Annotated in this window: 9 protein-coding genes; 6 read left to right on the top strand and 3 right to left on the bottom strand. The window is 62.1% G+C overall.

Annotation, left to right across the window (positions count from 1 at the left end; all coding sequences use genetic code 11):
* Positions 1-119: 119 nt before the first annotated feature.
* The gene (uvsE, locus tag IFT75_RS14835; RefSeq protein ID WP_192055373.1) at positions 120-1,139 is read left to right on the top strand and encodes a UV DNA damage repair endonuclease UvsE; all 1,020 of its coding nucleotides are present in this window, start codon (positions 120-122) and stop codon (positions 1,137-1,139) included.
* A 148-nt stretch (positions 1,140-1,287) separates the two neighbouring features.
* Complete coding sequence (locus IFT75_RS14830) at positions 1,288-3,645, top strand: glycoside hydrolase family 65 protein (protein ID WP_192055371.1); 2,358 nt, start codon at positions 1,288-1,290, stop codon at positions 3,643-3,645.
* A 24-nt stretch (positions 3,646-3,669) separates the two neighbouring features.
* On the opposite strand, the gene IFT75_RS14825 is transcribed toward IFT75_RS14830, so the two are convergent.
* Entirely contained in the window at positions 3,670-4,368 is a 699-nt protein-coding gene (locus IFT75_RS14825; protein ID WP_192055370.1) for an SOS response-associated peptidase family protein, read from the bottom strand.
* A gap of 95 nt (positions 4,369-4,463) precedes the next feature.
* On the opposite strand from IFT75_RS14825, the gene IFT75_RS14820 reads away from it, so the two are divergent.
* Both IFT75_RS14820 and umuC read left to right on the top strand, forming a co-directional pair.
* Entirely contained in the window at positions 4,464-4,892 is a 429-nt protein-coding gene (locus tag IFT75_RS14820) for a LexA family protein (RefSeq protein ID WP_122477662.1), read from the top strand.
* Complete coding sequence (gene umuC / locus IFT75_RS14815; protein ID WP_122715595.1) at positions 4,879-6,156, top strand: translesion error-prone DNA polymerase V subunit UmuC; 1,278 nt, start codon at positions 4,879-4,881, stop codon at positions 6,154-6,156. Before IFT75_RS14820 ends, umuC begins: the two co-directional genes overlap by 14 nt.
* 57 nt (positions 6,157-6,213) lie before the next feature.
* Here the strand turns inward: umuC and norR are convergent, their stop codons facing one another.
* Positions 6,214-7,800, bottom strand: coding sequence for a nitric oxide reductase transcriptional regulator NorR (gene norR / locus IFT75_RS14810; RefSeq protein ID WP_192055368.1), 1,587 nt, complete (start codon positions 7,798-7,800; stop codon positions 6,214-6,216).
* Between the two features lie 124 nt (positions 7,801-7,924).
* Here norR and hmpA point away from each other — a divergent pair, with 124 nt between their 5' ends.
* Positions 7,925-9,112 carry an NO-inducible flavohemoprotein gene (gene hmpA, locus IFT75_RS14805; protein WP_192055367.1) on the top strand — a complete coding sequence of 396 codons (1,188 nt, stop codon included), beginning with the start codon at positions 7,925-7,927 and terminating at the stop codon, positions 9,110-9,112.
* A gap of 55 nt (positions 9,113-9,167) precedes the next feature.
* Entirely contained in the window at positions 9,168-10,250 is a 1,083-nt protein-coding gene (locus tag IFT75_RS14800) for an NAD(P)H-dependent flavin oxidoreductase (protein ID WP_192055365.1), read from the top strand.
* Positions 10,251-10,293: 43 nt separating this feature from the next.
* On the opposite strand, the gene IFT75_RS14795 is transcribed toward IFT75_RS14800, so the two are convergent.
* On the bottom strand, positions 10,294-11,331 hold the full coding sequence (locus IFT75_RS14795; RefSeq protein ID WP_192055363.1) for an LLM class flavin-dependent oxidoreductase: 1,038 nt from the start codon (positions 11,329-11,331) through the stop codon (positions 10,294-10,296).
* Positions 11,332-11,345 lie beyond the last annotated feature (14 nt).

Raw genomic sequence — 11,345 nt, 5'->3', positions numbered from 1 at the left:
CAGATTAAGAGTGGCGCAGGGCGTCTGTCAATTTGTGCAGTCGCGTGCACGGTGGCGGGGAAGGAACGGCGCGCGTCGTTGTCTATCGGCTACCCATTGAATGCCAGGCTCCTATCCCAATGACCACTCCCCGCATCGGCTTCGCCTGCCAATACCGACACGCGATCCGCGCCCTGACCCTCGCCGAATTGAAGCTCATCGAGGGCGCCTACAACCCCCGCACCACCACCTTGCGCTGGATGAACAGCGTCGCCACGCAAGTGGCTCACGAAAAGCTTCAAGAGGTCGTCCGCCACAACCTGCAGGCGCAACTGCAACTGCTCGACTATGTGGCGCAACTGCCCGAAGCCATGCGCATGCTGCGTTTGAGCAGCGACCTGCTGCCGTTCTACAGCCACCCGCAGGTTGCGCCGTTCTACCAGCAGCCCGAGCGCCAGGCGTGGCTGGCCGAACGCTTCGCGGCCATGGGCCAGTTGGCGCGCGATTCAGGCATCCGCCTGTCTTTCCATCCCGGCCAGTTCTGCGTGCTGGGCTCGGACAAGCCACCGGTGGTGGAAAACAGCCTGGCGGAATTCGAGTACCACGCCGACATGATCCGCATGATGGGCTACGGTGTGCAGTACCAGGACTTCAAGTGCAACGTGCACATCGCCGGTCGCCTCGGCTCCGAAGGCATCCGCGCGATCTGGCCGCGCCTGTCCAGCGTGGCGCGCCACTGCATCACCTTCGAGAACGAAGAGAAAACCTACGGCGTCGACGACTGCCTGCAGCTCGCCGACCTGGCACCCGTGGTGCTGGATATCCACCACTGCTGGATCAACGAGAACGACTACATCGACCCGAACGATCCCCGCGTGGACCGCATCATCGACAGCTGGCGCGGCGTGCGCCCGGTGATGCATTACTCGCAGCCCCAGGAGCGCCTGCAGGAACTAGGCTTCAGCGCCGAGCAGAAGCTGGAGATGCCAGCGCTGCTGCAAGTGGTGTCCAAGCGCGACCTGTATGGCCACAGCGAGCTTATGTGGAACCACTGGACCAACCTCTACGCGCTGCAGTTTCTCGAGCGCTTCGACATCATGTTCGAGGCCAAGCACAAGAATCAGGCCACCCTGGAGTTCCATCGGCGTTACATGATGTAACCACTGCGCACCCCCCAAGAGGCCGAACCTAGAGCCTGTGCATGGGTCTGCATTGAGGACTATCGACGCCTGCACACTCGAGGAATCCTTGCATGACGCTTACGCCGGTTACCGCTCTCGCCCCGTTGCACGCTCGTGGGCAACGCCCATGAAGGATCGCCCGACCCATTCCCTGGTCTTCGACCATTTCGACCTCGACGACGAACAGCGCCGCGAAGCGCTGTTCACCCTGGCCAACGGCGTGATCTCATGGCGCGCCTGTTCGCCCGAGGCCTGCGCCGTGCCACGGCCCGAAGGGCATTACCCCGGCCTGTACCGGGCGGGCTGGTACGACGATGCCGCACGCCAGGTCAACGGCACCACCACCCATACCGCGGCGTTGGTCAACCTGCCAGACCCCTTCGGCTTGACGCTGTCGCTCAATCACCAGCCGTGGCTTGAGCTTGGGCCGGACACCCTGCAGTCCTATCACCAGCATGTCGACATGCAGCGCGGTGTTCTGACCCGTCGGCTGTCGTTGCTGCTGGACGATGTTCCGGTGGAACTCGTCGAGACCCGTTTCGTCAGCCTCGCCAATGCACAACTGGCGGTGCTGCGCTGGGAGCTGCATGCCCAGAAACCGCTGACCGGCCTGCGCGTGCGTACGACGCTGGACAACAGCCGTGGCAACTACCTGATCGAACGCGACCGCGACTACGAGGGGCGTCGTTTGCACAGCCATCGCTGGGAACACCTGGCGGATGGTCGGGCAGGGGTCGTGGCGACCCTCGATGACTCGTCGCGCAAGGTCGCCGTGGCCGTGCAGACCTGCGCCCCGTGCCAGTGGCAGGGGCAAGTGGCGGACGACCGTCTGGTGCAGGAAGCTGATGTCGAGTGGCCCGAGCACGGCCCGCTGGTACTGGAAAAGCGTGTCATCGTTCAAGTCGACGACGAGTTTCACGGACTGTCGAGCAGCATGGCGGCACTGCCCGACGCCAGCCATGCGCAATTGCTGGCTGCCCATGAGCAGGCGTGGCAGGACACGTGGGAATACGGGCGCATCCGCGTTGCCGATCCGGCTGTCGACCACCCCCTGCAGTTCGCCGGCTGGCATATCCAGCAGACGGTTTCTCCACTGAGCATGAGCCATGACCTGGGTTTTCCGGCGCGCGGCTGGCAGGAGGGCTACTTCGGCCAGGTGTTCTGGGACGAGCTGTTCGCCTTTCCGTTGTTCGCCACCCACCGTCCGCAGTTGGCCAGCTCGTTGCTCGACTACCGCCATGCGCGTCTGCCGGCAGCGCGGCGCCGAGCCGCTCGGCTGGGCTGTTCCGGCGCAATGTTTCCGTGGCGCAGCGCCCACGATGGCGAGGAACAGACCCCGCCGTTCCAGTACTACCCGCTTTCCGGCCATTGGGTGCCCGACCCAACGCACCTGCAGCGTCACATCGGCTCGGCCGTGGCCTACGACGCCTGGACGCTGTACCTGGCCACCGGTGACGAACAGCAACTGGCCGGAAAGATCGGCGACCTGATCATCGAGGTCGCGCGCTACTGGGCCAGCGTGGCGCGCTTCGATGAATCCCGGCAGCGCTACGTCATCGAAGGCGTGATCGGCCCCGACGAATACCACAACGCCTATCCCCATGCCGAGCAACCGGGGCTGGACAACAACGCCTACACCAACCTGATGGCGGTGTGGACGCTGTGCCGTGCACTGGACGTGCTGCAGCGATTGCCGACGGCGCTGCGCGAAGACCTCGTCGAACGCCTGGCACTGCGTCCCGACGAGGCATCGCACTGGGAACATGTCAGCCGCAACATGTTCTTGCCATTCACCGCCGACGGTGTGCTCGACCAATTCGAGGGCTTCGAACGATTGCAGCCCGCCCCGGATGAGTGGAAAAGCGAGGACAACCCACGCCTGGACTGGATGCTCGAAGCCCGCGGTGATCATTGCGACCACTATCAGGTCAGCAAGCAGGCCGACACCCTCATGCTGTTCTACCTATTGTCCAATGAGCAGTTGCACGCCCTGTTCGCTCGCTTGCGCTACCCGTTCGACGACGACATCGCACGGCGCACCATGGACTATCACCTGGGCCACGTCTTTCATGAGTCGAGCCTGTCGAAAACCGTTTGCGCCGGCGCCCTGGCCCACACCGACAGTGATGCCTCGTGGATGTACTACCAGCACTGCCTGCGCACCGATCTGGACGCCAAGCCCGACAGCGGCGTGCGTGAAGGGGTCCACCTGGCAGCCATGTCCGGCGCCCTGGACGTCATGCAGCGGCATTACCTGGGTGTGTGTCCGGCCGTGGAAGGGCTGCGGGTGTTCCCGGCGCCACCGTCCGGTCTGGGCGACGTCAGCCTGGCAGTGCAGTTTCATGGGCAGTGGGTAGATGTGACGCGTATCGATGAAGTGATCACCGTGCACTTGCGTGCAGTGTCGACCCGAGCAATCACCTTGATCCACGCGCTGGGCACGGAACAGCTCGAACCCGGCTCGTCGGTCAACGTCAGCGGCTGAGTTCAGCAGGCGGCGAGCGCGGCATCAGGACGCCTCATCAATGGGCGCAATCAGCTCCGCACCCTGGTTGCGCACATTGCCAACGGCCTTGCTCACCGTATGCCATCGGAAGTCGGCCACCGGCCGGCCTTCATGCTGGGCGATCTCCAGACTGCGCTCGGCACTCACGTCGGCTTCCAGCCATTCCCGCGCCTGCTCCGGTGCCAGCACTACGGGGCGGCGGTCGTGGATATCGACCATGCCTTCGTTGCTGGCATCGGTGATGATCACGAAGCCATCGCCTTCACCAGGCTCAAGCCCAGGCGTGACCTGCGCCAGGGCGGCGAAGAACATCGGTGTCTCGTCCGCAAGATGAATGAACCACGGCTGCTTCTTTTTCGGGTCGTCGGCATCCTTGACCCACTCGTACCAACCGTTGGCCGGCACCAACACACGCCCATTGGGCCACAGTTGCTTGAAGAACTTGCCGGTGGCCACGGTTTCGACCCGGGCGTTGATCGGGGCAGGGCGCTTGCCCTGAGCCCAGAACGGCGCCCAGCCCCATTTCACCGAATCGATCAGCAAGCCTTGCTCAGTACCCTGCAGCACCATGGCGCGCTGCGTCGGCGCAATGTTGTAGCGTGCCTGCGGCTGTGGGTCGACATAGCTGATGACCTGCTGACGCGGGGCCAACTCGCGCAGATAGACCTCCATCGCTTCGTACATCGAGTAGCGACCACACATGGTGTTCTCCGTCAGATTGTCGCGGTCTTTGGTTGACCTCGAGGTTCTTACAAAGTTAACTGTATATTCGTACAGTATCAATACCAGGCAATCCCATGATCACCATTCTTGGCCCGCTCGCCCAGGGCAGCACCGCGCATCCGCTGTATTCGTTCAAGGTCCCGGCCGGTTTTCCCTCGCCTGCGGCTGACCACATGGAACAGCGCATTTCGCTGGACGAGCTGCTGGAAATCCGCGCACCGCACATCTACCTGGTGCGCATCCAGGGCGACAGCATGCAGGGCGCCGGGATCTTCTGCGGTGACCTGGTGATCGTGGATCGCTCGATCGAGGCCGAGCATGGCCATGTAGTCATCGCCGCAGTGAACAGCGAACCGGTGTGCAAGCGCCTGCACAAGCGGGGGCGCGAGGTGATCCTCAAGTCGGCCAATCGCGATTACCCGCCGCGCTACATCATGGAAGGCGACGAGCTGCTGATCTGGGGCGTGGTGACCTTCAGCGTACGTGCCCATGAAAAGGAATGAGCCGGTCTTCGCGCTGATCGACTGCAACAGCTTCTACGCCAGTTGCGAGCGGGTGTTTCGCCCGGACCTGGCGAAGACCCCGATCGTGGTCCTGTCCAACAACGATGGCTGCGTGATCGCTCGATCCGCCGAAGCCAAGGCGCTGGTGAAAATGGCCTCGCCTTATTTCCAGATCAAGGACCTGCTGCGCCAGCATGGCATCGTGGCGTTTTCCTCCAATTACGCGCTATACGGTGATATCAGCGAACGGGTGATGTGCATCATCGAGTCCATGGTGCCGGCCCTTGAGGTCTACAGCATCGACGAAGCATTCGCCGACCTCACTGGCATGCACCAGGACCTGGATGCACTGGGCCGAGACATTCGCGAACAGGTCTACCGGCGCACTGGCATCCCCGTAGGCGTGGGTATCGCCGGCACCAAGACCCTGGCCAAGCTGGCCAATCATGCCGCGAAGAAATGGCATAAACAGCTGGGCGGCGTGCTCGACCTGCGCGAGGCGGGACGCCGCGATCGCCTGTTGAAAGTCACCCCGGTGAGTGATGTGTGGGGCATCGGGCGCAAGATGAGCGCACACCTGCAAGGCATGAACATCGCTACCGCCTGGGACCTGAGCTGCGCCGACCCTGCGCTGTTGCGCAGCCGGTTCAGCGTAGTGATCGAAAAGACCGCCCGTGAACTGGGCGGCACGCCCTGCCTGGCGCTTGAAGACCCCGATCCGCCCAAGCAGGAAATCTGCTGCAGCCGGATGTTCGGCAAGCGCCTGACCGAGATCGCCCCGATCCGCGAGGCGGTGGCCAGCTATGTGATGCGCGCTTCGGAAAAACTGCGGGCCCAGCATTCGTTGTGTCGGCAGCTGCGCGTGAGCGTGCGCACCGGCATGCTCAACCCGCTGGAAGCCAAGTACGCCAACGGCGTGGTGGTGCAGCTGCCATACCCGACCGACGATGTACGCCTGTTGACCAAGGCAGCGGTGCAGGGCCTGGAATTCATCTTTCGCAGCGGCTTCACCTACAGCAAGGCGGAAATACTCCTGCTGGGCCTGTGCCAGCGCGGCGAGTTCACCGACGATCTGTTCGCCAGCGCCCAACCGGCCGCCGCCGAGCGGCTGATGCAGGTGCTCGACCAGGTCAACGGTCGCTGGGGCAGGGGCACGCTGCGCCCAGCAGCGGTGCCGACCAACCCGGACTGGGGCATGCGTCGGGAGATGATGAGCCAGAGCTATACCACGCAGCTCGAGCAGTTGTGGACGGTCAGGGGGTGAGCGTTCCATCGCGCCTGTAGTTGGGCGCGGCAAACGATGAGGTGGCCGGTGTCGTTCCTAGACGCGCCGAACGCTGACACCCAGCCGAGCCGCAAGCCTTGCCAGATTGGCGCGATCCAGACCGAGGCTCTTGGCGGCAGCGGTGATATTGCCTTGATGCTGGATCAGTGCGTTTTCCAGAAGCTCTTTCTTGTAGTCATCAACGGCGGCCTTGTAGTCGAGGGGCATCGACCGAACGGAATCGCTTGAACGCGCGGGCTCGGTTTCCAGGACTCTGGCGGTGGTCGGAAGGTCGAAATCGTCTGCCAGCAGAACGAGCATGTCTTTACGGGCTGAACCGGAACCCCGCTTTTTCGCCTTCAACACGGCCCTAGCGATCTGGTGCTCCAGCTCGCGAACATTCCCCGGCCAGGCGTATTGCCCGAGCGCCTGTTTGGCTGGGGCGGCGAACCGCACTGGAGGCAGTGCCATTCGGTACCGATTTTCCTCGGCGAACGCGCCGGCCAGAAGAAGGATGTCCTCCTTGCGCTCTCGCAGTGGCGGCACGCGCAACGGGTACACGGTCAGACGATGATAGAGGTCGGCACGAAAGCGACCTGTCCGAACCTCTTCGGCCAAGTCGCGGTTGCTCGCTGCCAGCAAACGAATATCCACCACGTGTGAACGGTCGGAGCCCACGCGCTGCACATCACCGCCTTGCAGCACCCGCAGCAGCTTGGCCTGCACCGACAGCGGCAGCTCGCCGATTTCATCGAGGAAGAGCGTGCCCCCACTGGCCATCTCGAATTTGCCGAGGCGGTTTTCAACGGCGCCTGAAAATGCGCCTTTGACGTGGCCGAACAGTTCGCTTTCGACAAGGTGTTCCGGCAAGGCGGCGCAGTTGACGCTGATCATCGGCTTGTCGGCACGGTGAGAGTGGCTGTGGAGCCGACGCGCCACCAGCTCTTTGCCCACGCCCGTTTCACCGGTAATGAGTACCGTCAGCTCGCTGGGTGCGACCAGGTCGATTTCCCCCAGCAACTGTTTGAATGCCTCGCTGGTACCGATCATCCGTTGAGGTCCGCCTTGGTGGGCCAATCGGTAGGCATCGGCCCGCTTGCGTTCGCCGTCCAAGGTGCGCATCAGCTCGTCGAAATGCCCGGCGGCCACCACCGTAGCGGCAGCCAGGCGAGCGAACGTTTCCACGGTCTGCAGATCGTCCTCGGAAAATTGACCCACCTTCAGCGCGTCCAGGGTCAGAACACCCCAGATTTTTTCGTTGATGCGCAGGGCGCAGCCCATGCAGTCGTGCACAGGCAACGCGCTGGCGCCGATCAGGCCGTCATAGGGGTCCGGATAAGGACAGTCGGGCGCAAACAATATCGCTCCCGGTGCCTCGACGATCGCTTTCAAGCGCGGATGGCTGTCCACCGGGTACCGTCGCGCCATGGCATCCACCGCCAGCCCATGGGCGGCTTCGGGTATCAGAACGTGATCTTCGAGGCGCAGGATGGCGACGGCATCGGTGGGTACCAATTCGCGAAGCGCATCGAGCACACGCTGGTAACGGTGTTCTGCGCTGATCTCCGCAGTGAGGTCGCTCAGCAGTGGCAGAAGCGCTTGAAGAGCCCGTGATGACTGAGTCGGAATGACCTTGCCTTTCATATTTGGGTCTTTTTAACCGAGTCTAAAAGACTCTTAAAAATAGATGAAGGACTGATTTTATTGGATTTTCTGTATGGCATAGCGGTTGCTATGAGGATAGCACCCATCTGCATCCGGAGTTCACATGCTCACTCAAGCTCAGCGCGACATCATCAAAGCGACCATCCCCCTGCTGGAAACGGGGGGTGAGGCACTGGCTACGCATTTCTATAACATCATGCTGGATGGCCATCCAGAGGTCAGGCCTTTGTTCAATCAGGCGCATCAGGCAAACGGCTCGCAACCTCGGGCGCTCGCGAACGGTGTGCTGATGTACGCCCGCAACATCGATCGTCTGGAAAACCTGGGACCGCTGGCAAGCCAGATCGTCAACAAGCACGTCGCACTGCAGATCCTTCCCGAGCACTACCCGATCGTGGGTGCTTGCCTGTTGCGCGCGATTCGTGAAGTGCTGGGTGAAGAAATCGCCACCGATGAAGTGATAGCCGCGTGGGCGGCAGCCTATCAACAGCTCGCCGACCTGCTGATCGATGCCGAAGAACAGGTGTACGAAAGCGTCGCCGCAGCACCCGGTGGTTGGCGCGGCGGGCGCATGTTCCGGGTCGCCGGCAAGGTGCCTGAAAGCAGCGAGATCACCTCGTTCTACCTGGAACCGGTCGACGGCGAACCCGTCATTGCGCATGAACCGGGCCAGTACATCAGCCTGCGCCTGAACATCGATGGGAACGAGTGCCGGCGCAGTTACTCGCTGTCGGCGCCATCCTCTGGGGTGGGGCTGCGCATCAGTGTGAAGCGCGAGCCCGATGGTGTGGCTTCCAACTATCTGCACGACCAGATCGTCGCCGGATCGGCGCTCGAGCTGTTTCCACCTTCCGGCAACTTCACGCTGGCAGCGGGTACCAGGCCATTGGTGCTGATCAGTGGCGGGGTGGGTATCACGCCGACGATCCCTATGGGTGAAACTGCGCTGCAGGCAGGTGATCGTCCTGTGGTATTCATCCACTATGCGAAAAATGCCCAGGCTCAAGCGTTCAGAGACCAGCTCCGTGAGTGGCAGCAACGCTTCCCGCAGTTCAGGGCCTACATCGTTTACAACGAGGCCAGTACCGATGCAGGGGCGCAGCCTGATGCCGTCGGCATGCCCTCGATAGAGCAGCTGCAGCAATGGTTGCCCGTCGACCGCAACGTGGATGCCTACTTTCTCGGCCCCAAACCGTTCATGGCATTCATGAAGCGAACGCTTCGAGACATGGGCGTACCGGACGGTCAGGCGCATTATGAGTTTTTCGGACCTGCAGAGGCGTTGGTCTAGCACTGGTCAGGTCGGATCGCTAACCGGCACGACCAATCGAGAGGAGGGATGAGAAATGCCGAAACCCGACATGCTGTCCGAATGGGGGATCACGCATCCGATCGTTCAAGCGCCCATGGTAGGTGTCTCGACGCCGCAATTGGCAGCAGCTGTTTCCAATGCCGGTGCATTGGGCTCCATCGGTCTGGGGGCCAGTACGCCAGAGCAGGGGCGTGAGTTGATCCGGCAGACCAGGGCGCTCACCCACAAGCCCTTCAACGTCAACATGTTCTGCCATCGCCCGGCTGCGTTCGACCACGCCAGAAACGATGCGTGGCTGCAGTATCTTTCAAGTTTCTTTCCCGAATTCGACGCTGCACCTCCGCCGGTCTTGAAAGAAATCTACAAAAGCTTTGTCGATGATCGAGCCATGCTCGAGATGCTCGTCGAAGAGAGACCGTCGGTCGTCAGCTTTCATTTCGGCGCGCCGCCAGTGCAGTGGATCGATGAGCTCAAGTCGGCGGGTATCTACATCATCGGTTGCGCAACGACGTTGTCCGAAGCGCAGCAACTGGAGCGTGCAGGCGTTCAGGCCATCATTGCGCAAGGGTACGAAGCCGGCGGGCATCGTGGGGTGTTCGATGATGGGTTCGGGCAAGACCAGCAGATGGGCCTGTTCGCGCTGTTGCGCATCATCGGTGAAAGCATGGATCTGCCGGTCATTGCCGCAGGCGGGATCATGGATGGTGCCGGGATAAATGCAGCGATGATGCTCGGCGCAAGTGCCTGTCAGTTGGGAACGGCGTTCATCCTGTGTCCGGAGTCCTGTGCAACCCCAGAGCACCGGCAGGCGCTGAAAAGCGCGAAGGCGAGTCAGACACGGGTTACCAGCTATGTATCGGGCCGACCGGCCCGCGGGATTCCGAATCGTCTGTACCTGGAGTCCGGAACCGACAGCGTCCCCATGCCAGCCGAGTACCCGTTGGCCTACGATGTTGCCAAAGCCCTGCATGCAGCGGCCAGCGCCAAGGGATGCCACGATTTTGCAGCCCAGTGGGCGGGTCAGGGCGCACCGCTGGCCAGGGAGCTGCCTGCGCAAAGGCTCGTTCAGGCCCTTGTCGAAGAAATGCAGGCGGCCTCTCGCTTCAGTCATTCATGAAAAAACCGGGCAAGTGCCCGGTTCTTTCACTGACGCTTCAAGCTTATCGAAACGCTGGCACCACCTCATTGATGAACAGCTCCAACGACTTCTTCTTTTCTGCATGGGGCAGGCTGTTGTCGCACCAGAAGCTGAACTCGTCGACGCCCAGTTCCTGGTAGTACTTGATGCGCGCGATGATTTGTTCGGGCGTGCCGATCATGGTGTTCTTGCGGATGTTCTCCAGTTCGAACTCGGGGCGCTCGGCGAACTTGGATTCCGGGCTGGGTTCCAGGAAGCCGTTGACCGGGGTGGTCTTGTTGCCGAACCAGGCGTCGAAGGTGCGGTAGAAGCGCGAGATCGCCGTGGCGCCGACCTTCCAGCCGTCGGGGTCGTCACTGGCGTGAACGTGGGTGTGACGCAGCACCATCAGTTGCGGGCGAGGTACGTCAGGGTTGTTCGCCAACGCCGCTTCGAACTTGTTCTTGAGATCGACCACTTCCTCGTCGCCTTTCATCAACGGCGTGACCATGACGTTGCAGCCGTTGGCAACGGCGAAGTTGTGCGAGTCGGGGTCGCGCGCGGCGATCCACATCGGCGGCGTCTTGACTGGCTTCGGCACGCTGGTGGAGGTGGGAAACTTCCAGATCTCGCCATCATGGGCGTAGTCGCCTTCCCACAGTTTACGCACCACCGGCACCATTTCGCGCAGGGCGTTGCCGCCACTGCTGGCCGGCATGCCACCGGCCATGCGGTCGAATTCGACCTGGTAGGCGCCGCGAGCCAGGCCGACTTCCATGCGCCCGTTGCTGATCACATCCAGCAGTGCGCATTCGCCTGCAACACGCAGCGGGTGCCAGAACGGCGCGATGATGGTACCGGCGCCCAGATGGATGGTGGTGGTCTTGCCGGCCAGATACGCCAGCAGCGGCATGGGGCTCGGGGAGATGGTGTACTCCATGGCGTGGTGCTCGCCGATCCATACCGTGCTGAACCCGCCTTTTTCGGCCATCAGGGTCAGTTCGGTCAGGTCTTCGAACAGTTGCCGGTGGCTGGTCTTGTCGTCCCAGCGCTCCATGTGCACGAACAGCGAAAATTTCATCTTGCCTACCTCGG

It is taken from the genome of Pseudomonas sp. CFBP 8758, from assembly GCF_014841725.1.
Classification (GTDB): Bacteria; Pseudomonadota; Gammaproteobacteria; order Pseudomonadales; family Pseudomonadaceae; genus Aquipseudomonas; species Aquipseudomonas baltica.
Note: the sequence above shows the minus strand (reverse complement) of the source record. Positions and strands in the feature narration are given on the sequence as shown.

Bases quoted from the DNA above. Each gene is read 5' to 3' on its own strand.
- uvsE (WP_192055373.1), top strand. From the start codon at position 120: ATGACCACTCCCCGCATCGGCTTCGCCTGCCAATACCGACACGCGATC.
- IFT75_RS14830 (WP_192055371.1), top strand. From the start codon at position 1,288: ATGAAGGATCGCCCGACCCATTCCCTGGTCTTCGACCATTTCGACCTC.
- IFT75_RS14825 (WP_192055370.1), bottom strand. From the start codon at position 4,368: ATGTGTGGTCGCTACTCGATGTACGAAGCGATGGAGGTCTATCTGCGC.
- IFT75_RS14820 (WP_122477662.1), top strand. From the start codon at position 4,464: ATGATCACCATTCTTGGCCCGCTCGCCCAGGGCAGCACCGCGCATCCG.
- umuC (WP_122715595.1), top strand. From the start codon at position 4,879: ATGAAAAGGAATGAGCCGGTCTTCGCGCTGATCGACTGCAACAGCTTC.
- norR (WP_192055368.1), bottom strand. From the start codon at position 7,800: ATGAAAGGCAAGGTCATTCCGACTCAGTCATCACGGGCTCTTCAAGCG.
- hmpA (WP_192055367.1), top strand. From the start codon at position 7,925: ATGCTCACTCAAGCTCAGCGCGACATCATCAAAGCGACCATCCCCCTG.
- IFT75_RS14800 (WP_192055365.1), top strand. From the start codon at position 9,168: ATGCCGAAACCCGACATGCTGTCCGAATGGGGGATCACGCATCCGATC.
- IFT75_RS14795 (WP_192055363.1), bottom strand. From the start codon at position 11,331: ATGAAATTTTCGCTGTTCGTGCACATGGAGCGCTGGGACGACAAGACC.